This window comes from Streptomyces sp. NPDC058470 (assembly GCF_042721055.1).
Lineage (GTDB): Bacteria > Actinomycetota > Actinomycetes > Streptomycetales > Streptomycetaceae > Streptomyces.
In genome coordinates this window covers 178,678-203,437 of record NZ_JBHXMF010000001.1, presented here as the reverse complement: position 1 = coordinate 203,437, position 24,760 = coordinate 178,678, and the positions used below count along the sequence as shown (strand labels likewise).

The window sequence follows — 24,760 nt, the reverse complement described above, 5'->3', positions numbered from 1 at the left end:
AATGCAAGCTTTGATCTATGACCCGGAGGCGCCCGCAGGCCTCCGTCTCGGCACGGTTCCCGAGCCGGTACCGCATGACTCGCAAGTCTTGGTCGAGGTGCACGCGGTCTCGCTCAACTTCGCGGAACTCGCCTTCAAGGCTGATCGAACGAGACCAGGCACCGTCCTGGGACTGGACGCGGCAGGCATCATCATCCAGGCCGCAGCCGATGGCTCCGGGCCACCGCCAGGCGCACGCGTCGTGAGCTTCGGGTGGGCGTCGGGCGCCGGGGCCGAGCGCCGCGCCGCCGACACCGCAGAGCTCGCTGTCGTTCCCGATTCCGTCGACCTCGCCTCCGCGAGCGCACTTCCGTCAGCAGGTGTCACCGCGCTGCGGGCGCTGCGGCAACTCGGTTCCGTGGTGGGCCGACGCGTCCTCATCACCGGGGCCTCGGGCGGTGTCGGTCGCTTCGCGGTGCAGCTCGCCGCCCACGCAGGCGCACATGTCATCGCGTCCGTGGGCAGCCATGCCCGGGGCGAAGGGCTCCGCAAGCTTGGAGCCGACGAGATCGTCATTGGCCCGCAGAACGTCACCGCACCCGTTTTCGGGGTGCTGGACAACGTGGGCGGCACTCAACTGGCCACAGCGTTCAGCCTCCTGGAGGACGGGGGCTGCGTCCAGAGCATCGGGATGGCCTCCCGCGAGCCGACCACCATCGACTTCGAGCAGGAGCGTCTGAACGGCGGGCGCAAGCGGCTCGAATCATTCATGGTCGGCCATCCCGGCTTCGGCCCCGGCTTCGGTTCAGACCTCGCCTACCTCGTGGACCTCCTCGAAAACGGGGCACTCGATCCTCAGATCGGCTGGCGCGGCTCCTGGGAACGCGCTCCGGAAGCGGCCGAGGCACTCCTTGCCCGCCGTGTCCTGGGTAAGGCCGTCCTCGACGTTGAAGCAAAGCGGTGAAGTCCCACCCTGGTTCAGGCACCACTCGCGGCAGGCCCGTTCCGTAGAGACGAAACCCTGCCGGCCCGGAACCGGGTACAGGACATCGATCGGCCACAGCCTCCCTCCTCACCGTCGCCCCGGCGCCCGCGTCACCCGGCCCTGAGAGCCGCCTGACCCTTGGTCGGCAGAAACACGTCGAGGGAGTCCGCGGACCCTACAGGTGCGCGGACTCCCTCGACGGGAACGGAGTGAGGTGGAAGCGGGCCTGGCCCTGCTCTTGGCCCTGCTCCTAGCTCTGCTTCTGGCCCAAGTTCTTGTCGGACTTGTCGAGAACCATCACCAGACCGGCGATGACCGCGAACAGCAGGAGCGGAGCGGCGACGAAGAGCCCCAGCGTGTCGATCACGCTCAGGCCCGTGCCGGGGTTGTCGCCGTCGTCGCGGGTCAACGCGAGCGCGGGAGACGTCATGAGCAGCATCATCAGCGTCGTACCGGCAGCCAGGGCGCCGGCGCGCAGGGCGTTCTTCTTGTCCACGGTGCCAACGTAGCGAACGCCTGAGCGGGCCGCGCGCCCGGGGGTGCCGTACGGAGGTCTCAGCGGCTCCCGCCCGCGTGCCCGCCGTCTCCCGCGCGGCCCCGCAGCACATCGATCAGCGCATGCAGCCGGGGCGAGGCGGCCAACTCCTCCAGCGTCACCGGCTGCCCCTCGGCGTCGGCGATGGGCAGCCGCCAGTTCGGGTACTGGTCCCAGGTGCCCGGCAGATTCTGTGGGCGGCGGTCGCCGACCGTGTCCGGGAGCCAGACGCCGATCATGCGGGCCGGGGTGCGCAGCAGGAACCGGTGCACGGCCTGGATCTCGGCCTCCTCCGACTCCGCGGAGAGCCCGCCGGTCACGCCCTGGAGCAGCCCGAGCCGGGCCAGCAGCGCCAGCCACTCCCCCGTGTCGGCGGCCGCGGCGGCCCGCTCCTCATCCAAGGTGCCCAACAACAGGCCGAGCCGGTCGCGGAGTTCGACGTGTTCGCCGGTGAGCCGGGCGGCGGTGGACGGGAGGTCGTGGGTGGTGGCGGTGGCCAGGCAGTCGGCGCGCCAGCGTTCGGGTGGAAGGGGCAGTCCGTCGCCGTCCCAGTCCCGTTCGAACCACAGGACCGAGGTGCCGAGCACCCCGTGCTCGTGCAGCGTCTCGCGTACGCCGGGTTCGACGGTGCCGAGGTCCTCGCCGATCACCAGCGTCCCGGCGCGTGAGGCCTCCAGGGTCAGTATCGCGAGCATCGCCTCGGCGTCGTAACGGACGTACGTCCCCTCCGTGGGCGGCTGCCCCTGCGGGACCCACCAGAGCCGGAACAGGCCCATGACGTGGTCGATGCGCAGGGCGCCCGCGGAGCGGAAGAGGGCGCGCAGGAGGCGGCGGTAGGGGGCGTAGCCGGACTCGGCCAGCCGGTCAGGTCTCCAGGGCGGCAGGCCCCAGTCCTGTCCGCGCGCGTTGAAGGCGTCCGGGGGTGCGCCGACCGACATGCCCGCCGCGAAGTACTCCTGCTGGGCCCAGGCGTCGGCCCCGTCAGGGTGCACCCCGACGGCGAGGTCGTGGACGAGTCCGACGGCCATGCCCGCGTCGCGTGCGGAGCGCTGGGCGGTGGCGAGTTGGGCGTCCGTGAGCCAGGCGAGGCGGCTGTGGAAGTCGACGCGGTCCATCAACTCGCCCCGGGCGCGGGCGGTTTCGGGTGAGCGCGGGTCGCGCAGGCCGATCGGCCACTGCTGCCACCGGGAGCCGTACACCTCGGCGAGTGCGCACCAGGTGGCGTGGTCCTCCAGCGCCTGGCCCTCCTCGGCGAGGAAGTCGACGTACGCGGCCCGCCGTCCGGGCCCGAGCGGCACCTCGCGTACCAGTTCCAGCGCCTCGCGCTTGAGCTCCCACACGGCGTCGCGGTCGATCAACGCGCCCTTGTGCAGCACGGATTCGCGCAGTCGGTCGGCGCGTTCCAGCAGCGTACGGACCTGGTCGCGGTCGTCGACGTAGCCGAACTCCGGGATGTCCTCGACCCGCAGATGCACCGGGTCCGGAAAGCGCCGGGAGGAGGGCCGGTACGGCGAGGGGTCGGTGGGGGCGCCCGGTACGGCCGCGTGCAAGGGGTTGACCTGCACGAATCCGGCGCCGAGTGCCCGGCCCGCCCAGGCGGTGAGCTCGGCGAGGTCGCCCAGGTCGCCCATGCCCCAGGAGCGGCGGGAGAGGAGGGAGTAGAGCTGGACGAGGAGTCCGTACGTGCGTCCGGGCGGCGCGGGCAGCCGGGCGGGGGCCACCACGAGGTGGACGTCGGCGGTGCGGCCGTCGGGGGCGGTGGCGTGCAACGCGTGGACGCCGAGCGGGAGTTGCTCGGCCGAAGCGCGGGTCTCGCCCTGTTCGGTGTCGATGCGGAGGCGCGTGCCGTCCGGCAGGCCTGACAGTTCCTCGGGTACTCGGCCGCCCCAGCACACCACGGTCGGCGGCAGCAGGCGGTCGCGCGCCTCGGCCTCGCGGGACGTGAGGGCGGCGGCGATGGCCGCCGGCGTGCTCGCGTCGACGCCGAGCGCCGCAAGGGCCGCGACGATCGCGGTGTCCGAGGCCGCGACCGTACGGTCCGGGGACGGGCTGTAGGAGGCGGCGACACCGTGCAGTCCGGCGAGCCGGGACAGCGGCGTCGGGGGCGGGTCCGCGGGCCGTGCCATCTAGATCCCCGACGCGGCGCCGGTGGAGGTGGGCTCGCTCGTCAGGTGCGCCGCGTCGGCCAGCGGCGGCTCGCTGGTGAGGGGCTCGGCGTCGGGGAGCGGGGGTTCGCTGGTCAGCGGCGTCTCCGCGCAGGTGCCTTCCGCGCCGAGGACCCACGGATGCGGGTCCTCACGCAGGCCCTGAAGGCCGGCCGACGGCTCCGCCCCGCGTTGCGAGAGGGCCGAGAGCAGAAGGTGTGCCGAAGCGGCCACGAGGGCCTCCTTGTCGTCGTACGGCGGCCCAGGACCTCCCGGGCTCTGTGCGGGTTCACCGCAGCCCTACCCAGCGGGCGCGACGGCAGACGTACACGGACGAACAACGTGGTAGCGGTCACGTTCCGTTCCCCCGCAGCCCTTCCAGGTTGGTGCAAACACGCCTTTCCGGCCACTCACCTGGTCGCAGCCCGCAGAAGCTCCCGCCGCTCAGCTATTCACTCACTACATATACCGAGTACATAATGATGCCCATGAGCACCCGCCACATCCTGCTGGGGCTGCTCGCCGGAGGTCCCAGCCACGGGTACGACCTCAAGCGACGCCATGACGAACGCTTCCCGCAGGCCCGCCCATTGGCCTACGGGCAGGTCTACACGACCCTGCAGCGCCTGGTCCGCGACGGTCTCGCCGAGGTCAAGGGCACCGGCTCGGACGGCGGCCCGGAGCGGACGCTGTACCGCTCCACCGATGACGGAGCACGTGAACTGGCCAAGTGGGCAGGGGAGATCACACCGCCGGCGCCCTTCGTGACGAACGAGATCTTCGCGAAGGTCGTCGTCGCGATCCTCGCCTCGGCGGACCCGGCCGGCTATCTGGGGGCGCAGCGCGCCGCGCACATGGCGCGGATGCGTGAACTCACGGCGGTGAAGACCGCGCCGGGCGCCGATCTCGCGACCGTCCTCTCGGCCGACTACGCCCTCAACCACCTTGACGCCGACCTCCGTTGGATGACCACGACGGCGGCCCGGCTCACCACTCTGACCGCGGAGGTCGACGCAGCATGAGCAACCCACTCCTGGTGGCCAGGAGCCTGTTCAAGGCGCACGGTTCCACCCCGGCGCTGCGCGGCGCCTCGGTGGAACTGCACGCGGGCGAGATCCTGGCCGTCACCGGGGCCAGCGGCAGTGGCAAGTCCACGCTGCTGCACTGTCTGGCCGGCATCGTCCGGCCGGACGAAGGCACGGTGGACTACGGCGGTGAGCGCCTCGACCGCCTTCCCGAGAAACGGCTCAGCGAGCTGCGGCGCACCGACTTCGGGGTGGTGTTCCAGTTCGGGCAGCTGATCCCCGAGCTGACCGCCCTCGACAACGTGGCCCTGCCGCTGCTGCTCGCGGGCCTCTCGCGTACGGCGGCCCGGGAGCGGGCGGGCGAGTGGCTGGAGCGGTTCGGCGTACGCGGGCAGGAGGCGCTGCGGCCCGGTGAGATGAGCGGCGGGCAGGCCCAGCGGGTGTCGCTCGCGCGGGCCCTGGTGACCGGCCCGAAGGTCGTCTTCGCGGACGAGCCGACCGGCGCGCTGGACTCCCTCGCCGGGGAGCAGGTGATGACCGCGCTGATCCACACGGCCCACGAGTCCGGTACGGCGGTCCTGCTGATCACGCATGACGCGCAGGTGGCCGCGTACGCGGACCGGGAGGTCGCGCTGCGGGACGGGATGGTCGTCGGTTGCGAAGCCGAGCCCACAGCAGGCTCCGAAACCCCGTTCACAGCAGGCTCGGAACCCCCGTCCGCAACAGGTTCCGAAGCCCAGTCCACAACAGGCTCCGAAGCGGCCGGCTCCGAGGCCGCCGACGCGTCCGCGGAGGTGACCCCGTGAGGACCGATCTCCGGCTCGCGCTGCTGCTGACCCGTGGTTCCGACCGGCGGGAGTGGTGGCGGGTCACGCTCACCGCCGTGGGAGCGGGACTCGCCACCGGCTTCATGCTGGCGGCGGCCGCGATTGCCTCACTGCGGGGGCAGTTCAGCGTGTCCATCGGCAACGGTCTGCTCGACCGGCCCGGCGAGCGCTCCGGCATCGTCCTCGCGCTGCTCCTCCTGCTCGTCCCGGTGCTCGGCTTCCTCGGGCAGTGCGCCCGGATCGGTGCCGTGCACCGTGACCGGCGGCTGGCCGGGCTGCGCCTGGCGGGGGCCTCCCCGGCCCAGGTCCGGCGGATCGCCGCGCTGGAGACGGGGCTCGCGTGCCTCGCGGGTGCGGCGGTCACCACGGTGTTCTCCGTGCTGCTCGTGCTGGGTGAGTGGCGGAATCCGCCCGCTCTTGCCTGGGCGGGGTTCGCGGGTATCGCGGTGGCCGTGCCCCTGCTGGGTGCCCTGGTCAGCGCGCTCGCGCTGCGCCGCGTGGTTGCCTCACCGCTCGGCTGGGTGCGGCGGGTGCGACCGAGCAGGGGCCGGGGACCGGGCGCCGCGTTCCTCGGGGCGGCACTGGTGATTCTGGTCGTGGGGCTCTTCACGGCCCCGGTCACCTTCGGCGGGTTCGACACGGCGCCGGCGCTCGTCTTCGGCGTGGTGATTCTCACCGGCGTGGGCGCCGTCTGGGTGACCGGCGCCACCGCCCGCCTCACCGGCCGCCGGCTCGCCGCCCGCACCGGAAACCCGGCGACGCTCATCGCCGCCGAGCGCCTGCGCGACGACCCGTGGGCGGCCGCCCGCACCCACGCGGCGGTCCTGCTGGTGACCGTCGTGGGGACCGGTTTCACCGGCATCCGGCAGGTGCTGCTGGACATACTCCACGCGCGCGGCCCCGAGATGATGGCCTGGGACATGTCCTTCTACACGACCGGCGTCAATCTGACGGGCGCCGCGATCCTGGTCGCCCTGATGATCACCCTCTCCGGCCTCGCCGTCGGCACCGCCGAGTCACTGGCCGCCCGCCGCCGCGGGCTGGCCGCGCAGGCCGCCGCCGGGGTACCGCACGCCGTGCTCGGCCGGGCGCTGCTCCTGGAGACGGCTCTGCCGCTGGCTCCCGCGGTCGCGCTGGCCGGCGCCGGGGGCATGGCGATCAGCACCTGGTACGCGTGGCTCGCCGACGGTGGCGCAGCGGTGCCGGTGCTGCCCCTGCTGATCCCCGTGGCCGTGTACGCCGCCTGCCTGCTGGCCGCCGCCACCTCACTGCCGCTGCTGCGCCGCTCCGTCCACCCGACCGAGCTGCGCTTCACGTGACATTTCGCACATCACCGGCCACACGGATACGTGCGGAAACAGGCGCCGGCTCCCCGGGAGGCACAGGGGTCCTCCTGGGGAGCCGGAACGGGGCGGCAGGGTGCCGCTCGACATACCGCGCCAGTGGCGCCGTACGACCGTTGACGGCAACACGAAGGCCCGGATCTCAGGCGGAAATGCCGTCGATCCGGGCCATCGCATCCTCCGCGCCGTACGGCTGCAGGTAAGGCAGCCAACGCGGGTCCCTGTGTCCGGTTCCGATGATGCGCCAGGCGAGCCCCGTCGGCGGGGCGGGTTTATGGCGCAGGCGCCAGCCGATCTCGACCAGGTGGCGGTCGGCCTTGGTGTGGTTGCAGCGGCGGCATGACGCCACCACGTTCTCCCAGGCGTGCTGACCTCCGCGGGAGCGCGGGATGACGTGGTCGACGCTGGTTGCGACGCCACCGCAGTACATGCACCGGCCGCCGTCGCGGGCGAAGAGCGCGCGACGGGTAAGTGGAACGGGCCCCCGATAAGGGACCCGTACGAACCTCTTCAGCCGGACCACGCTGGGTGCGGGGACAGTAACGGTCGCGCTATGCATAAAGGCGCCGGATTCCTCGAGGGAGACAGCCTTGTTCTCCAGGACGAGGACGAGCGCGCGGCGGAGCGGTACGACGCCGAGCGGCTCGTACGACGCATTGAGGACCAGGACGTGCGGCACGGATGCCTCCTTGTACGCCGGCGGCGCGTGGCTCGCGCCGGGACGATCTGTGGCCAGTGTCCCCGAATGCCTGGTGGAAGCGCCACCATGTGCTGGTAACGGGCTGGGAGTGTTTTCGACCACACCCTCTTCATCCCCAGGTGGGCACGGCCTCTCCCCCCAACATGGCAACGATCGACACACAATGCCCCGTTAGTGTGGTGGTTCTGCCCGATCGGTACCCCTCATATGTCCCTGCCGCGGGCGGACAGCTACGCCTGGAGGTACCTGCTGTGTCCTTGCACGTCCTACTCGCCGCCGTTACGCCGTCGCCGTCCCCCACCCCCTCGGCTACGGACCCGGCGGCAGCAACGCTTCAGGGCGCCCAGGAAAGCGCGACCAACGCCGCGAGCTGGGTCGAGCAGAACTGGTCGACATGGCTCAGCATCGGCCTGCGGGTCCTGCTGATCGTGGTCATCGCAGCGGTGCTGAGAGTGGCGGTACGGCGGGCGATCAGCAAGCTGATAGAGCACATGAACTCCACCGCCCAGGCGGTGGACGGCACGGCGCTCGGCGGTCTCCTCGTGAACAACGAGCGCCGCCGCCAGCGCTCCCAGGCCATCGGCTCGGTGCTCCGCTCGGTCGCGTCCTTCGTGATCATGGGCACGGCCTCGCTGATGGTCCTCGGCACGTTCGAGATCAACCTGGCGCCGCTGCTCGCCTCGGCGGGTGTCGCGGGCGTGGCCATCGGTTTCGGCGCCCGCAATCTCGTCACGGACTTCCTCTCCGGCGTCTTCATGATCCTTGAGGACCAGTACGGCGTCGGGGACACGATCGACGCCGGCGTCGCCTCCGGCGAGGTCATCGAGGTCGGCCTCCGCGTGACCAAGCTCCGCGGCGACAACGGCGAGATCTGGTACGTCCGCAACGGCGAGGTCAAGCGCATCGGCAACCTCTCCCAGGGCTGGGCCACGGCCGGCGTCGATGTCACCGTCCGCTCCTCGGAGGACCTGGACCGCGTCCAGTCCGTCCTGAACGAGGTCGGCGAGGGCATGAGCAAGGAAGAGCCCTGGAGCGAGCGCCTCTGGGGCCCGATCGAGGTCCTCGGTCTCGACACCGTCCTCCTCGACTCGATGGTCGTCCGTGTCTCCGCGAAGACCATGCCCGGCAAGGCGCTGAGCGTCGAACGCGAGCTGCGCTGGCGCATCAAGCGCGCCTTCGACGCCGCGGACATCCGCCTGGTCGGCGGTCCCCCCGCCCAGCCGGAGGACGAGCCCGACGACCCAACGGCAGGCATGTCGGCCCCGTCCGCCTACGCCTCCTCCACGTCCCCACAGTCCCAGGCCGCGTCACCGCTGGCGCCGCCGAACGTGTCGAAGTAGGCGTTCGGGAGCCGTAACGGTTCAGCACACTCGTTCGAGTGAACGCTCGCGGCATTCCCAGGTCGTGGGACGTCCAGGTGCCGCATGGTTCTGCCGGGGCACCCAGTGCGGGCGTAGCCTGGCACCACTGCGACAAGGAGAACCAGCGATGAGCGCCGAACCGATTACGGAGCCGGTCATGACGCAGGTGGACCCCATCGATCTGTTGATCGCGTTCGAAGAGGCGTCTCCGATGCCGATTCGACCCGAGTACGTCGAGGGGACGGTCATCGTGCCGCCGCAACCGGAACACCGGCACAATGCCGGCGCCTTCAAACTCGCTGTCCAGTTCTACTCCGCGGGACTCGAGCTGTCCGGCATGGGCAACGGCTACCGCGCCGCCCACAGGGACGGCCGCACCATGACTCTGCTCGTCCCTGACTTCTATGTCCTGCGCCGCGATCCGAGCGATCTTGACGAGTCGTACCGCAAGGCCCACAAGGGCTGGTACCCCATCGACATGATCGCCCTGGTCGGCGAGGTCACCTCCACCAACCACGAGACGGACACCGGCCCCAAGTTGCGCACCTACGCCGCCACCGGTGTCCCCGTCTACATCCTGATCCACCGCCGCGAGAAGCAGGCCTATTGCTACTCCGACCCGATCGTCCCCGGCGACGACCCCACCGAGGCGTACTACGACACCGAGGTGAAGGTCGACCTGGGGCAGCCGCTCCCGCTCCCCGCCCCGTACCCGACGCTCGACACGGCTCCGTTCCTCGAAAGCTGAAGCGGAGCGCCGTCATCCGAACCAGCTCACCTGGACCACCACGATCCGCTCGCCGCGTACGTCGGTCAGGTAGGTGAGCATGAGCAGGCCCCTGCTCTCGGTCCGCACCCCAGGCCCCGGTCCGGTGTAGGCAGCACCCTCCAGGAAGACCATCGACTCACGTACGGCAATCTCGTTGGCCAGCCGCTCCGTCTCGGCGCGCGCCACACCCGGAAGCCCGTCCAGCAGGTCGTCCTGAAACGGCTCCCAATGCCAGTCAGCCACCCGTGACCTCACGATGCGCGGCGCGCACGATCTCACCGGCCTCGCGGATGGCACGGTCGCGTACATCCGGATCCGGACTGCTGATCGCCTGCTCGGCGGCATGCAGTCGCCGTGCGGTCTCCGGGTGCCGCTCGATCTCGACGACGACGCCCCACTGGCGGTAGAACATGCGGATCGGTACGACGCTGTCCTCGTCGCCGGCTCGAACGAAGGCCTTCTGGAGGTCCTCGAAGAACTCAGGGAGGCGGGACGGAGCGACCGTGGCCACGGCCTGGCGCAGGGCCGGGAGCGTCAGCTCCGGCTGGGGAATGAGCGGACCGTCCCCGTCCGCGTACGGCATGGTCATCGGCCGCCCCTTCTGCTCGTTCAGCGCCCTTCCGGCACGGGCCCACGCTAGCGCCATTCCCGTCACTCCTCCGCGCTCACGAGCAGATCGGACCGCCGAGCCAGGTCCCACTCCCCGTACACGGTTTTGCCGACGCGATTGTCGGGCGAGCGTCCTCTCCAGTTCCACGCGACGATCTGGGAAGCCGCGCTGCGCCAACAGGTCGGCGGCCCCGCCGTTATGCGCACCCAACTGGAACATCTGCTGGAAGTTTCCGAGCTGCCGAACGTACTGCTGCGGGTACTGCCATTCCACGCCGGGGCACACGCCTGCATCGCGGGCCCGTTCAGCATCCTCTCGTTTGCCGAGGACACGGCCCTGGACGTGGTCCAGAGTGACACGATCACCGGCATGCTCTGGGTCGAAAATGACATGGAGAGCAGCACATACAGCGCACTGTTCGAACGCACAGCCCGGCTCAGCCTGACCCGGCACGACTCCTTCAGCCTCATCCATGACCTGCGCAAGGAGATGTGAACTATGCCCGAGTTCAACTTCGTGAAGTCCACCTACAGCACAGCCGGGTACGAATGCATCGAAGTCGCCCGCAACGTCCCCAAACCATAGCCATCCGCGACTGCAAGTCCCCCGAAGGCCCGATACTCCGCCTGACCCCCACCGCCTGGGCGGAGTTCACCGCGTCGCTGCACTGAGTCACCACCACCCCGGCACCAACACAGCCGCCGCCCCGGCCGAGACAAGAACCGAGAACCGAGAACCCCAGCCGGGCCACGATCACGCGCTCAAGAACTCCGGTGTCGACCGTCACCTCAAGCCCGGAAGGCTCCGCAACTCGCTGATCCTCAGCAGTCGTGCGAGCAGCAGGTACGCCAGCGCCATGGTGGCTGTTCCTGCGGCCAATGTGAGTGCGGTGCCCCACGTGCCCGTGTCCAGCGTGTCGGCGCAGGCACGAGCGGTTCCCCAGCCCACGACACCGGCCACCGCCGCAGCGAGTACCAGTTTGGCGTAGGTGCGGCGCAGTGCTCCGTCGTTGTCGATGCGACTGCCCAGCTTCTTGCGCAGCAGCCACGCGGTGAGTGCGAGGCCGGACACGTACGACAGTGCGTATGCGGCTGCCATGCCGGTGACCGCCCAGCGTGCGGGCAGCAGCAGATGGCAGGCCGTGGCCAGCGCGAGGTTCACCACGGCGATCCAGGCGGCCATGAGGAACGGGGTGCGGGTGTCCTCAAAGGCGTAGAAGGCGCGCAGGAGCAGGTACTGCGCGGAGAACGGGATCAGTCCGAGCCCGAATGCCTGCAGCATCTGGCCAAGAGGCTGGGCAGACGCGGCATTCGTCGCGCCATGGGCGAACAGCAGCGTCGAGATCTGCGGGCCCAGTGCGAGGAAGAGGAAGCCGGCAGGCACGATGACGACACCGGTGATGCGCAGGGCCCGAGACAGGTCGGCGCACAGATCCGGTATGCGGCCTTCGGCGGCTGCCTTGCTCATGCGGGGCAGCAGCGCGGTCACCAGAGAGACAGTGACGATCGACTGCGGCAGCATCCAGATGGTCTGTGCGTACATGTAGGCCGAGTAGCCGGCGCCGGCGTGTGGCAGTTCCTGGTCGGCGGCGTTTGCGTAGTTGGTCACCACGGTCAGGGCGACCTGATTGGCCAGGACGAACAACAGGGTCCACTTCGCGGCATGGATGCTCTTGCCCAGGCCGGTCCCCCGCCAGTCGAACCGGGGCCGGAACCGGAAGCCGGCGGCACGCACGAACGGGATCAGCGCGAGAGCCTGCAGGACGATTCCTGCCGTGGTGCCAATGCCCAGGAGCTGCACCTGTGTGGTGGTGATGTCCTCGACCCGTTCCGGGATCGTCATCAGCCCCAAGTAAGTGCCGAACATGCCGATCAGCACGATGTTGTTCAGCACCGGAGTCCACATCATCGCGCCGAACTTCTCGCGAGCGTTCAGGACCTGGCCAAGAATGCTGAAAAGGCCGTAGAAGAAGATCTGCGGCAACAGGAACCGTGCGAACACAACCGTCAGTTCGAACGCCTCGTGACTGTCGGGGGTGTCGCGCATGTACAGGCTCACGATGTTCGGGGCCGCCCACACCGCCAGCGCGGTCCCCACGCCCAGGACACACAGCACGAGCGTCACCAGCCGCTGCTCGTAGGCGCGGCCCCCGTCCGGCTGTGTCGTCCTGGCCCGTACCAGTTGCGGCACCAGAACCGCGTTGAGCGCCCCGCCGATCAACAGCGTGTACAGGCTCGTCGGCACGGTGTTCGCCGTGTTGTACGTACTGGCCAGCAGCCCTGTACCCAAGGCTGCTGCCTGCAGTACCTGCCGAATCAGACCCGTGGCCCGCGACACCATGGTGCCCAGCGCCATCAGCAACGACGAACGAGCCAATCCCCCTTTGGCCGCCTTCGTCACGGGGGCGGCGTGCCGTCCACCTCCGTACTCGTCCGTCGACTGAGACTTCATCGCGGCCTTCGCCCCCTCCACCATGGCATCAGCCTATGCCGCGAAGATCACCGGACCCTCATGCTCCGCATCTCGCCTGCCTGGCCGACCAGTTGGGCAGCGAGATCGCCCCTGCCCAAGGGCGACCTTCCGGCACCCCGCAGGTAACGACTTTGTTGCCACCGGCGGCCGCTATTGACGCCCCCATCTGCTGCGGCTTACTTTCCTCCCATCAATAGGAAACATTCCTAACAATGATCTTCCGGTGGACTTACCGGCGGCCACGTTGAGAGGCTGTGCGGCGGAAAGGCAGGTGGCGCACACATGGCAGGATCCGCCGGCACGCCGGGCACTCCACGCGTCCTGCGCGCCATGAACGACCGCGCCGCCCTGGATCTGCTGCTCGCGCACGGCCCGCTGTCGCGGACCAGGATCGGGAAGCTCACCGGCCTCTCGAAGCCGACCGCCTCCCAGCTTCTGGCGCGCCTGGAGGCGGCCGGGCTCGTGCTCGCCACCGGGACCATCGAGGGCCGCCCCGGCCCCAACGCCCAGTTGTACGTGGTCAATCCGGCCGCGGGTTACGCGGCGGGCCTGGACGTCACCCCCGAGCGCATCCTCGCCGCCGTCGCCGACGTGACCGGGGGGACGGTGGGCGAGTACGAGCTGCCCACGCCCGGCAGGCACCCCGCCCAGTCCGTCGTACGCCAGGTCACCGACGCCCTCGACGGCGCGGTGAAGGCGGCGGGGCTCGCCAGGGACGACGTCCGCCGGATCGTCATCGGGACGCCCGGCGCCTTCGACCCCAACACCGGGCGGCTGCGGTACGCCTCGCACCTGCCCGGCTGGCACTCCGCCGGGATCCTCGACGAGCTGGCGGCGGCGCTGCCGATGCCCGTCGAGTACGAGAACGACGTGAACCTCGTCGCCATCGCCGAGCAGCGGCTCGGTGCGGCGCGGGGACACGAGGACTTCGTACTCCTGTGGAACGAAGAGGGACTCGGTGCCGCGCTCGTGCTCGGCGGGCGGCTGCACCGCGGCTGGACCGGCGGCGCGGGCGAGGTCGGCTTCCTGCCGGTGCCGGGAGCGCCGCTCGTCCGGCAGGTCACCAAGGCCAACAGCGGTGGCTACCAGGAACTGGCCGGTTCACAGGCCCTCCCCAAGCTGGCGCGCGAGCTGGGCATCCGGCCCGTACCCAGCGGTCCGTACGCCGAGGTCGCCGCCGCCCTCGTCGAGCAGGCCGCCTCCCACGACGACGGCCCCCATCGGCAGCTCCTTCAGACGTACGCGACCGGGCTCGCCACCGGTCTGGCCTCGCTCGTCTCCGTGCTCGACCCCGAGCTGGTGGTACTCAGCGGCACCTCGCTCACCGCCGGCGGCGAACCGCTGCGCGCCCTGGTCCAGGCCGAGTTGGAGGAGCTGGCCGCGTCCCGGCCACGCCTCGTGCTCGGCGACGTACACGAACACCCCGTGCTGCGCGGCGCGTTGGAGAGCGCCCTGGCGGCCACCCGCGACGAGGTGTTCGACACCTCCCGCTGAACCCCTAGACCCCCTTCCGCTGAACCCGTAGCCCCTACCCCCAACACCTTCACCCTGCCCTAGGGAGACCCCGCCATGCCCGGAATGTCCCGACAGGTGGCCGTCGCGCTCGCCGCGTCCGCCTCCATAGCCCTCCTCACCTCCGCCTGTACCGGCCAGACCGAATCCGGCGCGAACGACGACGCGTCCGCGGAGACGACGATCAACTTCTGGCACGCCTGGAGCGCGCCGAGCGAGGTCGCGGCCGTGAAGTCCCTGGTCGCGGGCTTCGAGAAGGCGCACCCCAACATCCACGTGAAGATCGTCGGCAACATGACGGACGACAAGGTCAACCAGGCGCTGCGCGCGGGCGGCGACAAGGCCCCCGACGTCGTCTCCTCGTTCACCACCAACAACGTGGGCAAGTTCTGCTCCTCGGGCGCCTTCGTCGACCTCAACCCCTTCTTCGAGAAGGCGGGCATCGACCCGGAGACGACCTTCCCGAAGGCCATGAACGAGTACACCCAGTTCGAGGGCAACCGCTGCACGGCGCCGCTGCTCGGTGACGCGTACGGCCTCTACTACAACAAGACCGCGTTCGAGAAGGCGGGCATCTCCAGCCCCCCGAAGACCTGGTCCGAATTCGAGGCCGACGCCAAGAAGTTGACCGTCTCCAAGGGCGACAGCTACTCCCAGCTCGGCTTCATGCCGAACTACCACGGCTGGGAGTCGACGACCGAGCACTACTTCGGGCAGTTCTCGCCGACGTACTTCGACTCGGCCGGCAAGTCGAACGTCGCCAACGACCCTGCTTTCGAGGCCGGGTTCACGCTGCAGAAGAAGCTCGTCGACGAACTCGGCGGCTTCCAGAAGCTGGAGACGTACCGCTCCAAGCTCGGTGACGAGTGGGGCCCCAAGCACCCCTTCCAGACCGGCCAGGTCGCCATGCAGCTGGACGGCGAGTGGCGGCTCGGCATGGCCGAGGAGGCCAAGCCCGGCTTCGAGATCGGCGTCGCGCCGCTGCCCGTCCCCGACGACCAGGCGGACCAGTACGGCAAGGGCTACATCACCGGCACCATCGCCGGTATCGCCGCCACCAGCAAGAAGCAGAACGCGGCCTGGGAGTTGGTGAAGTACATGACCACGGACACCGCCGCCGTGGTCGGATTCGCCAACGCCATCCACAACGTGCCCTCGACGCTCGCCGCCCTCAAGTCGCCCGACCTGAAGTACGACCCGCGTTTCAAGACCTTCCTGGACATCGCGGCGAACCCGAACTCGACGACAACTCCCCCTTCGATCAACGGTGGTTCGTATCTCGTGACGATCCAGGAGTTCGGATACGACTACGAGAGCGGCAAGGAAACCGATCTGAAGGCGGGCCTGAAGAAGGCCGCCGCGCAGATCGACACGGACATCGCGCAGGCGAAGTAGCAGCGTCATGAGCGCCACATACACACTGCGCGCCAAGCGCCGCCGGGCGGCGCTGAAGACGGCCGCCTTCATGTCGCCCTGGCTGATCGGTTTCGCGGTCTTCTTCGCGTACCCGCTGCTCTCGACGGTCTACTTCTCGTTCATGCACTACGACGGCTTCCAGCCGCCGACGTGGGTGGGCACGAAGAACTGGAAGTACGTCTTCGAGAGCTATCCGCTCTTCTGGCCCGCCCTGCGCAACACCCTGTGGCTCGTCGTCATCATGGTGAGCCTCCGGGTCCTCTTCGGGCTCGGCGTCGGCCTGCTGATCACGAAGATCAAGACGGGTACGGGTGTCTTCCGCACCCTCTTCTACCTGCCCTATCTCGCCCCGCCCGTCGCCGCCACGATGGCCTTCGCCTTCCTCCTCAACCCCGGTACGGGGCCGGTCAACTCGATCCTGGAGAACATCGGGATCCCGGCGCCCGGCTGGTTCAACGACCCGGCATGGTCGAAGCCGGCCCTGACCATGCTGGCCCTGTGGGGGGTCGGCGACCTGATGGTCATCTTCATGGCCGCGCTGCTCGACGTACCCAAAGAGCAGTACGAGGCGGCCGAGTTGGACGGCACGTCGGCATGGCAACGGTTCCGGTACGTGACGCTGCCGAACATCTCGCCGATCGTGATGTTCGCGGTGGTCACCGGCGTGATCCAGACCATGCAGTACTACACACAGCCGCTGATCGCGGGGAAGGTCGCCTCGGGCGTCATCCAGGGCGCCGGAACGCAGTTCGTGCCCGGCTATCCCGACAAGTCGATGCTCACCCTCCCCCAACTCGTCTACAACCTCGGCTTCCAGCGCTTCGACTACGGCTCCGCCTGTGTGGTCGCGCTCGTGCTGTTCGCCCTGTCCATGGTGTTCACCGCGTTCCTGATGCGGCGCCGGGGCGGTCTCATCCAGGCAGGTGACTGACACCATGACGACCACTCAAGTACTGCAAACACCCACGGAGTTGAAGGTGCCCGTCTCGCCCGCCGAGCGCACCGCCCGCCGCAAGGCCCTGTTGGAGTGGATCGCCGTCCACGCCCTCGGCGTCGCGACCGCCCTCTTCTTCGTACTCCCCTTCGTGTTCGTTCTCCTGACCTCGCTGATGAGCGACACCCAGGCACTCAGCCGCGATCTGATCCCGCACACCTGGGAATGGGGCAACTACAAGAAGGTCTTCGACACCCCGGGCTTTCTGACCTGGTGGAAGAACACCCTCCTGTACGCCGGTGCCGGCACCGTCCTCAGCGTCGCCTCCTCGATCCCGGTGGCCTACGCACTCGCCAAGTTCCGCTTCCGGGGCCGGAATCTGTCGCTGATGCTGGTCATTTCGATGATGATGCTGCCGCCGCAGGTCGTCATCATCCCGATGTACCTGTTCTGGGCCCAGCAGTTGGACCTGTCCGGCACCCTGTGGCCGCTGATCATCCCGATGGCGTTCGGCGACGCGTTCTCCATCTTCCTGCTGCGCCAGTTCCTGATGACGATCCCGAACGAGTACCTGGACGCGGCGAAGGTCGACGGCTGCGGAGACCTGCGGGTGCTCCTGAAAGTCGTCCTGCCGATGGCCAAACCCGGTATCGCCGCGGTCGCCCTCTTCCAGTTCTTCTACGCGTGGAACGACTACTTCGGGCCCCAGATCTACGCCTCCGAGAACCCCGGCGCCTGGACGCTCTCCTACGGCCTGGAGTCGTTCAAGGGCGCGCACCACACCGACTGGAACCTGACCATGGCCGCGACCGTGCTGGTCATGGCCCCCGTGATCCTCGTGTTCTTCTTCGCGCAGAAGGCGTTCGTCGAGGGTGTCACGCTCACCGGAGTGAAGGGTTGACACGAATGAAACTCACCGTGGTCGGGGGAGGGTCGACCTACACCCCCGAACTCATCGACGGCTTCGCCCGGTTGAGGGACACCCTGCCCATCGAGGAGCTGGTGCTCGTCGACCCGGCGGCGGAGCGCCTGGAGCTGGTGGGCGGACTGGCCCGGCGGATCTTCGCGCGGCAGGGACACCCCGGCAGGATCGTCACGACCGCCGACCTGGACGCGGGCGTCGAGGGCGCCGACGCCGTACTGCTGCAACTGCGCGTCGGCGGGCAGGCGGCACGCAACGAGGACGAGACCTGGCCGCTGGAGTGCGGCTGCGTCGGGCAGGAGACGACGGGTGCGGGCGGGCTCGCCAAGGCGCTGCGCACGGTGCCCGTGGTCCTCGACATCGCCGAACGCGTCCGCCGTACCAACCCGGACGCCTGGATCATCGACTTCACCAACCCGGTCGGGATCGTGACCCGCGCCCTGCTCCAGGCCGGCCACAAGACCGTCGGACTGTGCAATGTGGCGATCGGCTTCCAGCGGAAGTTCGCCGCGCTGCTCGGGGTCACCCCCGCAGAGGTGCACCTGGACCATGTGGGCCTCAACCACCTGAGCTGGGAAACCGGTGTGCGCCTGGGTGGCCCCGAGGGAGAGAACGTCCTGCCCAAACTCCTCGCCGAACACGGCGACACCATCGCGGACGACCTGCACCTGCCTCGTAGCATCGTCGACCGCCTCGGCGTCGTCCCGTCGTACTACCTGCGCTACTACTACGCGCACGACGAGGTCGTACGAGAACTGCGGACCAGCCCTTCCCGGGCCTCCGAAGTGGCGGAGATGGAACGGCAGTTGCTGAAGATGTACGGCGACCCGACGCTGGACGAGAAGCCGGAGCTGCTCGCCAAGCGCGGCGGCGCGTACTACTCGGAGGCGGCTGTGGACCTCGCGGCGTCGCTGCTCGGCGGGGGCGGCAGCCCCTACCAGGTGGTGAACACGTACAACAACGGAACGCTCCCCTTCCTGCCGGCCGACGCCGTGATCGAGGTGCAGGCCGCGATCGGCCACCGGGGGCCGACACCACTGCCGGTGCCGCCCGTGGACCCGCTCTACGCGGGCCTGATGGCGAACGTCACCGCCTATGAGGACCTGGCCCTGGAAGCGGCCCTGCGCGGCGGCCGGGACCGCGTGTTCCGCGCTCTCCTCGCCCACCCCCTCATCGGCCAGCACGCGTACGCCGACACCCTCACCGACCAGCTGATCGCGCACAACCGGGAGCACCTCGCGTGGGCATGACCTCATCGGATTCCGGCGCCGCCGCAGCCGCCGGATCCGCCCCCGCGGCCCTGGTCCTGGCCATCGACGCGGGGAACAGCAAGACCGACGTGGCTGTACTGGCCGCGGACGGACGGGTGGCCGGGACGGCACGCGGTGGCGGTTTCCGGCCGCCGGTCGTCGGCGTGGAGACGGCGGTGGACTCACTGGCCGAGACCGTCGGCCGGGCCTTCGCCGAGGCCGGCGTCACCTCCGTCGCCCATGTCTCCGCCTGCCTCGCCAACGCCGATCTCCCCGTCGAGGAGGAGCGGTTGGCGGCCGCGCTGCACGCGCGTGCGTGGGGGGCGAGTGTGGAGGTGCGCAACGACACCTTCGCGATTCTGCGGGCCGGGATCGCCGAGCCGCGCGGAGTCGCGGTGGTGTGCGGGGCGGGCATCAACTGCGTCGGTATGCGGCCCGACGGGCTCACCGCCCGTTTCCCCGCGATCGGGCGTATCTCCGGGGACTGGGGCGGTGGTGGGGGGCTCGCGGAGGAGTCCCTGTGGCATGCGGCGCGCGCAGAGGACGGCCGGGGCGGGCCCACCGCTCTCGCCCGCACCCTCCCCGCCCACTTCGGGCTGCCGTCCATGTATGCCCTCATCGAGGCACTGCACCTGGGACATCTCGGGGAAGCCCGGCGGCACGAGCTGACGCCGGTTCTGTTCGCCACGGCGGTCGACGGCGACCCGGTCGCCCGCTCGCTCGTCGACCGCCTCGCGGAGGAGGTGGTCGCGATGGCGACGGTCGCCCTGACCCGCCTGTCCCTCCTGGAGGAACCCACCCCTGTCCTCCTCGGCGGCAGCATCCTCGCCGCCCGCCACCCCCAACTCGACACCCGTATCCGGTCCCTACTGTCCGACCGCGCCCCCAAAGCAGTCCCCCAGGTGGTCACAGCCCGCCCGGTCCTGGGCGCCGCGCTCCTGGGCCTGGACCACGTGGGGGCCCCGGCCGAGACACACACCCGCGTGCGGGCGTTCTACGAGGGTGCCTGAGAGCTTCTTTCGCCCCCTCCGCCCCTACCCATTCCCGTTACTTGGGGGCTCCGCCCCCAAACCCCCACTCCTCAAACCCCCACTCCTCAAACGCCGGAGGGGCTGAAGATCTCTAGCCCGTCCGGCGTTTGAGGACAAGGCCGTCCAGGCCGACAGCGGGGGCCCGGGGGCGGCACCCCCCACCCCCGAACGGGAACCGAACACATACCCGGCGCGTGTTCAGGGGAAGGGGGGCTTGCGGGGAGCTTCGCGCTGCGCTGTGATCCGAACAAGATCGAGTCAAGATCTGTGCGGATGGCGGTCCCTGCGACGATACTTGCGGCCGTGCACCTCGTCCGTGCTCCTCGCACACAGGACAGAGGTGCCCGACGGATGACCATGGGGGAGGTCGAGTGACACACCCGCCGAACGGCAGCACCGCACCACCGGGAACACCGGGGGTCCCACCGGCACGCCCGGCCGCACCCACGATGCCGGCCCTACCGCCGCAGTCCGGCCCAGCGGCACCGCGACCGACAGGACCCGAGAAGCCCAACAGCGCACACACACCCGCGCAGACCCCCTCCCCCGCTCCCCCGCGCCGCACGGCCTGGGCGGAAGGCGTGGACACCCTGCGCGCCGCGGCGACGACGGAACCGGGCCGCCTACGGATCATCGGCGCCGTACTCGCCCTGCTGGTCGTCGCGTTCGGCGCGGTCGCCGCCTGGCAGATGACGGACCGATCGGCCGCCGCGGACGACGTGCTGAACAGCAGCCAGCCACTGAGCGCCAGCGCGGCGGACATCTACCGCTCGCTCGCGGACGCCAACACGGCGGCCTCCAGCGGCTTCCTGGCGGGCGGCCAGGAGACGGAGGCGTCCCGGACCCGGTACGAGGCGGACATCCAGACGGCCGCCGAGAAGCTGGTGACGGCCGCGGCCAACTCGGAGCCGGGCTCCCCGTCGGCCGACACCATCACCAAGCTCAACAAACTCCTGCCGGAGTACAAGGGCCTGATCGAGCGGGCCCGCGCCAACAACCGGCAGGGCTTCCCGCTCGGCGGCGCCTACCTCCGGTACGCGAACGCGACGATGCAGGACGAGATGCTCCCGGCGGCCAAGGATCTCTACACCAAGGAGAACCAGCGCCTGGAGGCCGACTACGCCGACGCCACGCCCTACCCGTGGGCCGCGATCGGCCTCGGCCTGCTCGCACTCGGCGGCCTCGCCTGGGCCCAACGGCGCAACTACCGGCGTACGAACCGGGTGTTGAACCAGGGCATGGCCGCCGCCACCGCCGCCTCCGCGGTCGTACTGCTCTGGCTCGTGGTCGGGCACAGCGTGGCCCGGGCGGGACTCGACGAGTCCTACGACCACGGGGTCCGTTCCCTGAACGTGCTGAACGACGCCCGGCTCGCGTCACTGAACGCGCGGGGCAACGAGAACCTGACGCTGGTCAGCCGGGGCGCGGAGACCAAGGAGTTGAAGGACGGCACGGTCGTGGACGCCTTCGACTACGACTTCCAGCGGGAGATGGACGACCTCACCAAGAAGCTGGCCGCCGCCTCCGCCCTCGCCGACGACAAGGCGGGCGAGCAGCCCGTGGCGACCGCGACGGGCAACATGGAGGAGTGGAAGGTCCGGCACCTGGCCGCCCGCGCGGCCGACGACGACGGCAACTACCAGGCGGCACTGGACAAGGTGATCGGTTCCAAGAGCGACAAGCCGACGGGCGAGTGCTTCGACGGCGTCGACAAGAACCTGGCGCTGGCACTGGCGCACGAGGAGACCGAGTTCAAGCAGTCGGCGGGCAACGGCCTGGACGCGATGACCGGTCTGCCGGTGGGTGCGGCGATCCTCGCGGTGCTGGCCGCGGCGGGCGCGGTGCTGGGCGTCGGACGCAGGCTTTCGGAGTACCGGTGAGAGGAGGAGCGGCAATGAGTGCACGACGTCTGAGGGCAAGCCTGAAGGGCTGGGGCGGCGTGGGTGCGATGGCCGTCGCCTGCGCACTCACCGCGGTGTTCGCCCTGTTGCTGCCGTTGAGCAGCACACGCGGTGACGGCAGCACCGGCATCGGCGGCCAGGGGGTGGGCCAGGGCGAGCAGGCGAAGGCCGAGGAGTGCACCGATCCGCAGGACCAGAGCCTGACGCCGTCGAGCTTGGACGGGCCGGCGATCGAGGCCATCAAGAACCGGCCGGCCAAGGACCGGCGGCTGATCGTCGGCGTCGACCAGAACAGCTTCCGCTGGGGCTACCGCGACCCGAACAACACGGAGAGCGGCAGCGACCTCGAAGGCTTCGACATCGACCTCGTGCACGCGATCGCCGATGACATTCTGGGCGACCCGTCCGCCGTGCAGTTCCGCGCCATCCCCACCAACCAGCGCATCCCCGCCATCCAGGAGGGCAAGGTCGACATGGTGGTCCGCACCATGACGATCACCTGCTCCCGGCTTGAGGATGTCGCCTTCTCCGCGCCCTACTTCGAGACCGGCCAGCAGGTCCTGGCCCCCATCGACTCGACCATCACGGGATACGACAAGTCGCTGGCGAACCAGAGGATCTGCACGGCGACGGGCTCCACGGCGTACGAGAAGCTGGACGCCGACAAGAAGGCGGGCAAGCTCGTCTCCACCGCCGACATCTCGACGACGGTTCCCAACCAACTCGACTGCCTGGTAAGGCTCCAGCTCGGTGAGGTCGACGCCGTGGTGACCGACGGCGCGCTGGCCGCGAGCCAGGCCGCGCAGGACCCCACGGTCGAGCTCAAGGGCACGACCTTCACCACCGAGTACTACGGCGTGGCGATGAAGAAGGGCGCCGACGATCTGGTACGCCGGGTCAACCAGGTCCTGGAGAACTACCGCCAGAGCGGCTGGCGGACGGCGTACGACAAGTGGCTCTCCCCGACCCTGGGGGCGGACTCCCCGTCGTCGAATCCACCCGCCGCGCAGTACAAGTAGCGGTACGGGCAGCAGCGGCAGTAGTGGTAGCGGTACACCTAGCCGGACCAACCGAAAGCGAGAGGTGATCGATGGGCGTCACGGGGCCCCCCGAGCCGGTGCTGGACCGGGACGAGGTGGACCGTGCGCTGGCGCGGCTCGGCGCGGAGCACGAGGCCATCGAGACCTCGCTCCTCGCCCTGCAGGACCACGCGGGCCGCAGACTCCTCGAAGGCGCCGAGCTCACCGGCACGACGAAGGAGCGCTGGTCGGCCGCCGATGCCTCGATCACCTTGCTCTGGGCGTACTTCGACGCGTACACGGACGCGATGCACTCCGCCCGCGAGATCCGCTCCCGCAGACGCTGGTCAAGCCGCGAGGACCTGGTGGAGCTGACCGAGCTGCTGCGCGGCGCGAGCATCACGGTCGCCGGTTCCGCCACAGCGACGGCGAACGCGCCGACGCTCGCCGGCTCCGGCAAGCTCAGCGAGCGGTTCTCGCTGGTCGCGCTGGTGAACCGGATGAACGAGCTGTACGCGTCCTCGCTCGACATGATCATCGCCGCGGACGCGGTCTGGTCCGCGCTGCCCGCCAGGATCGATTTACTGGCCGCGGAGCTCCACCGCACCCGCCGGCTCGCCCACTCCGTCGGCGTACGCCCCGGTGAGCATCCTTCCGGCGACGACCTGGAGCGGATCACCCGCACACTCACCACCCTGCGCGAGCGCGTGGTGTCCGACCCGCTGGCCTTCTGGCTGCCCGCGCAAGGGAGTTCGGCGCCCGGCGGCGGACGCCCGGACACCACGACGTACGACCGCGAGGCGCGTTCCCTGGAGGATGTGCGCCGGGAGATCGACGCCGTGCTCACCGTCCGGCAGGACGCCGAGGCGCGGCTGGTGAAGCTGCGGGACGTGCTCAGCCGCGCGGACCGCACCCTCTCCGAGGCGAGGAGCGCCCGCGGTGAGGTGCTCGCGAAGATCGCCGCGTCCGAGGTGCCCGCGGTCAGCGGCCCGCCGACCGTGCTCCAGGAGCAGTTGGCGACGGCCGCCGAGTACCGCAGGCACGCCCAGTGGCACCGTCTCTCGCCGCTCCTGGAGGCGCTGGAGGAGAAGGCGGAGGACGAACTGCTGCGCGCCCGCGAGTCGTTGACCGCGGTCACCCAGCCACTGGCGGTCCGCGCGGAGCTGCGCGGCCGCCTGGACGCGTACAAGGCGAAGGTCGCCCGGCACGGGCTCGCGGAGGACCCGTTCCTCATCGAGCGCTACGACGCGGCGCGCCGCATGCTGTGGAGCGCGCCCTGCGACCTGCGGGTCGCGGAGGACGCCGTGCTGCGCTACCAGCACGCGGCGGCCGACCTGTTCAGCCCGCGGGTGCCCGAGCAGGGCAACGGGCCGCAGGACCGTAAGGGGGAATCGTGAGTCAGCAGTCTGGGTCTGTGGGTGAGCAGCAGAAGTGCCAGCGGCCCGGTTGCTCGGGTTCGTACGAGGACATGGGCGGCGGTGAGCTGTACTGCGACACGTGCGGTCTGGCGCCGGTCGTGTCCGCGGGCGGGATGGTGGGATCCCCGCCGACCGGGATCACGGCAGGCGGCCGGAGTTCGCGAGGCTCGGCCAGTTCCAACAGCCGTAGTTCACGGGCGAGTTCGCGTACGTCGTCGCGCTCCTCGCAGTCGCGGCGCTCGGTCTCCGGGCGCCTCTCGCGCTCGCTGTCCGGTACCTCGACGAGCCGCTCGGTGTCGGTGCGCAGCTCCGGTTCGGCCGCCGGTTCCACCGGGCGCGGCCGGCTCGGTGTCGGCCTGGTCGAGGTGCCGGGGGTGCCGCGGCCCGACCCGCGCGGGATGGTCCAGGAGAACCCGGAGGTGCCCGAGCGCAAGCGGTTCTGCTCGCGCTCCGACTGCGGTGCGCCGGTGGGGCGTTCGCGCGGTGAGACGCCCGGGCGCACGGAGGGGTTCTGCACGAAGTGCGGCAACCCGTACTCGTTCGTGCCGAAGCTGTCCGCGGGCGACATCGTGCACGGCCAGTACGAGGTCGTGGGCTGTCTGGCGCA

At 70.0% G+C, this 24,760-nt stretch carries 24 protein-coding genes and 1 pseudogene; 18 read left to right on the top strand and 7 right to left on the bottom strand.

All coding sequences use genetic code 11. From position 1 onward, the window contains the following. The first annotated feature begins 1 nt into the window (after position 1). The gene (locus ACFWP7_RS00930) at positions 2 to 943 is read left to right on the top strand and encodes a zinc-binding dehydrogenase (protein WP_384373848.1); all 942 of its coding nucleotides are present in this window, start codon (positions 2 to 4) and stop codon (positions 941 to 943) included. Between the two features lie 271 nt (positions 944 to 1,214). Here the strand turns inward: ACFWP7_RS00930 and ACFWP7_RS00925 are convergent, their stop codons facing one another. Genes ACFWP7_RS00925 through ACFWP7_RS00915 form a run of 3 tightly spaced genes read right to left on the bottom strand, consistent with a single transcriptional unit; the run spans position 1,215 to position 3,877 of the window. Next, positions 1,215 to 1,460 (bottom strand): hypothetical protein, encoded by a 246-nt coding sequence (locus ACFWP7_RS00925; protein ID WP_384373845.1) that lies wholly within the window; start codon positions 1,458 to 1,460, stop codon positions 1,215 to 1,217. 59 nt (positions 1,461 to 1,519) lie between these two features. After that, positions 1,520 to 3,625: a 4-alpha-glucanotransferase gene (gene malQ, locus ACFWP7_RS00920; RefSeq protein WP_384373843.1), complete on the bottom strand. Its 2,106-nt coding sequence runs from the start codon at positions 3,623 to 3,625 to the stop codon at positions 1,520 to 1,522. Then, positions 3,626 to 3,877, bottom strand: a complete 252-nt coding sequence (locus ACFWP7_RS00915; protein WP_384373840.1) for a hypothetical protein — start codon at positions 3,875 to 3,877, stop codon at positions 3,626 to 3,628. Positions 3,878 to 4,131: 254 nt separating this feature from the next. Between ACFWP7_RS00915 and ACFWP7_RS00910 the strand changes: the two genes are divergently transcribed. From ACFWP7_RS00910 to ACFWP7_RS00900, 3 genes and pseudogenes are all read left to right on the top strand, one after another. After that, positions 4,132 to 4,665, top strand: a complete 534-nt coding sequence (locus ACFWP7_RS00910) for a PadR family transcriptional regulator (protein WP_384373837.1) — start codon at positions 4,132 to 4,134, stop codon at positions 4,663 to 4,665. Further along, positions 4,662 to 5,321, top strand: a pseudogene (locus tag ACFWP7_RS00905) (ABC transporter ATP-binding protein); the annotation flags it as partial. The gene ACFWP7_RS00910 and the pseudogene ACFWP7_RS00905, both read left to right, overlap by 4 nt. A gap of 149 nt (positions 5,322 to 5,470) precedes the next feature. Beyond that, a complete protein-coding gene (locus ACFWP7_RS00900) occupies positions 5,471 to 6,814 on the top strand; it encodes an ABC transporter permease (protein WP_384373835.1) in 1,344 nt (447 codons plus the stop codon). A 166-nt stretch (positions 6,815 to 6,980) separates the two neighbouring features. Here the strand turns inward: ACFWP7_RS00900 and ACFWP7_RS00895 are convergent, their stop codons facing one another. Further along, complete coding sequence (locus ACFWP7_RS00895; RefSeq protein ID WP_365436177.1) at positions 6,981 to 7,517, bottom strand: HNH endonuclease; 537 nt, start codon at positions 7,515 to 7,517, stop codon at positions 6,981 to 6,983. 272 nt (positions 7,518 to 7,789) lie between these two features. Here ACFWP7_RS00895 and ACFWP7_RS00890 point away from each other — a divergent pair, with 272 nt between their 5' ends. Both ACFWP7_RS00890 and ACFWP7_RS00885 read left to right on the top strand, forming a co-directional pair. Beyond that, positions 7,790 to 8,878, top strand: a complete 1,089-nt coding sequence (locus tag ACFWP7_RS00890; protein WP_384373831.1) for a mechanosensitive ion channel family protein — start codon at positions 7,790 to 7,792, stop codon at positions 8,876 to 8,878. Between the two features lie 148 nt (positions 8,879 to 9,026). Then, positions 9,027 to 9,647, top strand: coding sequence for a Uma2 family endonuclease (locus tag ACFWP7_RS00885; RefSeq protein WP_384373828.1), 621 nt, complete (start codon positions 9,027 to 9,029; stop codon positions 9,645 to 9,647). A 12-nt stretch (positions 9,648 to 9,659) separates the two neighbouring features. On the opposite strand, the gene ACFWP7_RS00880 is transcribed toward ACFWP7_RS00885, so the two are convergent. Together ACFWP7_RS00880 and ACFWP7_RS00875 are read right to left on the bottom strand one after the other, a co-directional pair. Then, positions 9,660 to 9,911, bottom strand: coding sequence for a hypothetical protein (locus tag ACFWP7_RS00880; RefSeq protein WP_384373825.1), 252 nt, complete (start codon positions 9,909 to 9,911; stop codon positions 9,660 to 9,662). Further along, positions 9,904 to 10,314, bottom strand: a complete 411-nt coding sequence (locus ACFWP7_RS00875; RefSeq protein WP_384373822.1) for a hypothetical protein — start codon at positions 10,312 to 10,314, stop codon at positions 9,904 to 9,906. The genes ACFWP7_RS00880 and ACFWP7_RS00875 overlap by 8 nt, the downstream gene beginning before the upstream one ends. A 69-nt stretch (positions 10,315 to 10,383) precedes the next feature. Here ACFWP7_RS00875 and ACFWP7_RS00870 point away from each other — a divergent pair, with 69 nt between their 5' ends. Together ACFWP7_RS00870 and ACFWP7_RS00865 are read left to right on the top strand one after the other, a co-directional pair. Next, positions 10,384 to 10,773, top strand: coding sequence for a DUF5753 domain-containing protein (locus tag ACFWP7_RS00870; RefSeq protein WP_384373820.1), 390 nt, complete (start codon positions 10,384 to 10,386; stop codon positions 10,771 to 10,773). 53 nt (positions 10,774 to 10,826) lie between these two features. Beyond that, positions 10,827 to 10,949 carry a DUF397 domain-containing protein gene (locus tag ACFWP7_RS00865; protein WP_384373817.1) on the top strand — a complete coding sequence of 41 codons (123 nt, stop codon included), beginning with the start codon at positions 10,827 to 10,829 and terminating at the stop codon, positions 10,947 to 10,949. Positions 10,950 to 11,061: 112 nt separating this feature from the next. On the opposite strand, the gene murJ is transcribed toward ACFWP7_RS00865, so the two are convergent. After that, the gene (gene murJ, locus ACFWP7_RS00860) at positions 11,062 to 12,753 is read right to left on the bottom strand and encodes a murein biosynthesis integral membrane protein MurJ (RefSeq protein ID WP_384373816.1); all 1,692 of its coding nucleotides are present in this window, start codon (positions 12,751 to 12,753) and stop codon (positions 11,062 to 11,064) included. 279 nt (positions 12,754 to 13,032) lie between these two features. On the opposite strand from murJ, the gene ACFWP7_RS00855 reads away from it, so the two are divergent. From ACFWP7_RS00855 to ACFWP7_RS00810, 10 genes are all read left to right on the top strand, one after another. Next, entirely contained in the window at positions 13,033 to 14,244 is a 1,212-nt protein-coding gene (locus ACFWP7_RS00855; protein ID WP_384373814.1) for an ROK family transcriptional regulator, read from the top strand. 75 nt (positions 14,245 to 14,319) lie between these two features. Further along, the gene (locus tag ACFWP7_RS00850; protein ID WP_384373811.1) at positions 14,320 to 15,657 is read left to right on the top strand and encodes an ABC transporter substrate-binding protein; all 1,338 of its coding nucleotides are present in this window, start codon (positions 14,320 to 14,322) and stop codon (positions 15,655 to 15,657) included. 7 nt (positions 15,658 to 15,664) lie between these two features. Then, positions 15,665 to 16,609 (top strand): carbohydrate ABC transporter permease, encoded by a 945-nt coding sequence (locus tag ACFWP7_RS00845; protein ID WP_384373808.1) that lies wholly within the window; start codon positions 15,665 to 15,667, stop codon positions 16,607 to 16,609. 4 nt (positions 16,610 to 16,613) lie between these two features. Then, positions 16,614 to 17,513: a carbohydrate ABC transporter permease gene (locus ACFWP7_RS00840; RefSeq protein ID WP_384373805.1), complete on the top strand. Its 900-nt coding sequence runs from the start codon at positions 16,614 to 16,616 to the stop codon at positions 17,511 to 17,513. 5 nt (positions 17,514 to 17,518) lie between these two features. Further along, positions 17,519 to 18,784, top strand: a complete 1,266-nt coding sequence (locus tag ACFWP7_RS00835; RefSeq protein ID WP_384373802.1) for a 6-phospho-beta-glucosidase — start codon at positions 17,519 to 17,521, stop codon at positions 18,782 to 18,784. Then, positions 18,781 to 19,794 (top strand): N-acetylglucosamine kinase, encoded by a 1,014-nt coding sequence (locus ACFWP7_RS00830; RefSeq protein ID WP_384373799.1) that lies wholly within the window; start codon positions 18,781 to 18,783, stop codon positions 19,792 to 19,794. Before ACFWP7_RS00835 ends, ACFWP7_RS00830 begins: the two co-directional genes overlap by 4 nt. A 392-nt stretch (positions 19,795 to 20,186) precedes the next feature. Further along, positions 20,187 to 21,695 (top strand): hypothetical protein, encoded by a 1,509-nt coding sequence (locus ACFWP7_RS00825; RefSeq protein WP_384373796.1) that lies wholly within the window; start codon positions 20,187 to 20,189, stop codon positions 21,693 to 21,695. Positions 21,696 to 21,709: 14 nt separating this feature from the next. After that, positions 21,710 to 22,735 carry a glutamate ABC transporter substrate-binding protein gene (locus ACFWP7_RS00820; RefSeq protein WP_384373793.1) on the top strand — a complete coding sequence of 342 codons (1,026 nt, stop codon included), beginning with the start codon at positions 21,710 to 21,712 and terminating at the stop codon, positions 22,733 to 22,735. Positions 22,736 to 22,806: 71 nt separating this feature from the next. Beyond that, entirely contained in the window at positions 22,807 to 24,132 is a 1,326-nt protein-coding gene (locus ACFWP7_RS00815) for a hypothetical protein (RefSeq protein WP_384373790.1), read from the top strand. A gap of 71 nt (positions 24,133 to 24,203) precedes the next feature. Further along, positions 24,204 to 24,760 (top strand): serine/threonine protein kinase (locus ACFWP7_RS00810; RefSeq protein ID WP_384374127.1); only part of this gene is annotated, 557 nt, incomplete at its 3' end.

What these genes read in the sequence shown, in the direction of transcription:
- ACFWP7_RS00855 (WP_384373814.1), top strand. Translation starts at nt 13,033, where the DNA reads ATGGCAGGATCCGCCGGCACGCCGGGCACTCCACGCGTCCTGCGCGCC.
- ACFWP7_RS00815 (WP_384373790.1), top strand. Translation starts at nt 22,807, where the DNA reads ATGGGCGTCACGGGGCCCCCCGAGCCGGTGCTGGACCGGGACGAGGTG.
- ACFWP7_RS00910 (WP_384373837.1), top strand. Translation starts at nt 4,132, where the DNA reads ATGAGCACCCGCCACATCCTGCTGGGGCTGCTCGCCGGAGGTCCCAGC.
- ACFWP7_RS00885 (WP_384373828.1), top strand. Translation starts at nt 9,027, where the DNA reads ATGAGCGCCGAACCGATTACGGAGCCGGTCATGACGCAGGTGGACCCC.
- ACFWP7_RS00830 (WP_384373799.1), top strand. Translation starts at nt 18,781, where the DNA reads ATGACCTCATCGGATTCCGGCGCCGCCGCAGCCGCCGGATCCGCCCCC.
- murJ (WP_384373816.1), bottom strand. Translation starts at nt 12,753, where the DNA reads ATGGTGGAGGGGGCGAAGGCCGCGATGAAGTCTCAGTCGACGGACGAG.
- ACFWP7_RS00820 (WP_384373793.1), top strand. Translation starts at nt 21,710, where the DNA reads ATGAGTGCACGACGTCTGAGGGCAAGCCTGAAGGGCTGGGGCGGCGTG.
- ACFWP7_RS00835 (WP_384373802.1), top strand. Translation starts at nt 17,519, where the DNA reads ATGAAACTCACCGTGGTCGGGGGAGGGTCGACCTACACCCCCGAACTC.
- ACFWP7_RS00930 (WP_384373848.1), top strand. Translation starts at nt 2, where the DNA reads ATGCAAGCTTTGATCTATGACCCGGAGGCGCCCGCAGGCCTCCGTCTC.
- ACFWP7_RS00845 (WP_384373808.1), top strand. Translation starts at nt 15,665, where the DNA reads ATGAGCGCCACATACACACTGCGCGCCAAGCGCCGCCGGGCGGCGCTG.
- ACFWP7_RS00850 (WP_384373811.1), top strand. Translation starts at nt 14,320, where the DNA reads ATGCCCGGAATGTCCCGACAGGTGGCCGTCGCGCTCGCCGCGTCCGCC.
- ACFWP7_RS00875 (WP_384373822.1), bottom strand. Translation starts at nt 10,314, where the DNA reads ATGGCGCTAGCGTGGGCCCGTGCCGGAAGGGCGCTGAACGAGCAGAAG.
- malQ (WP_384373843.1), bottom strand. Translation starts at nt 3,625, where the DNA reads ATGGCACGGCCCGCGGACCCGCCCCCGACGCCGCTGTCCCGGCTCGCC.
- ACFWP7_RS00840 (WP_384373805.1), top strand. Translation starts at nt 16,614, where the DNA reads ATGACGACCACTCAAGTACTGCAAACACCCACGGAGTTGAAGGTGCCC.
- ACFWP7_RS00865 (WP_384373817.1), top strand. Translation starts at nt 10,827, where the DNA reads ATGCATCGAAGTCGCCCGCAACGTCCCCAAACCATAGCCATCCGCGAC.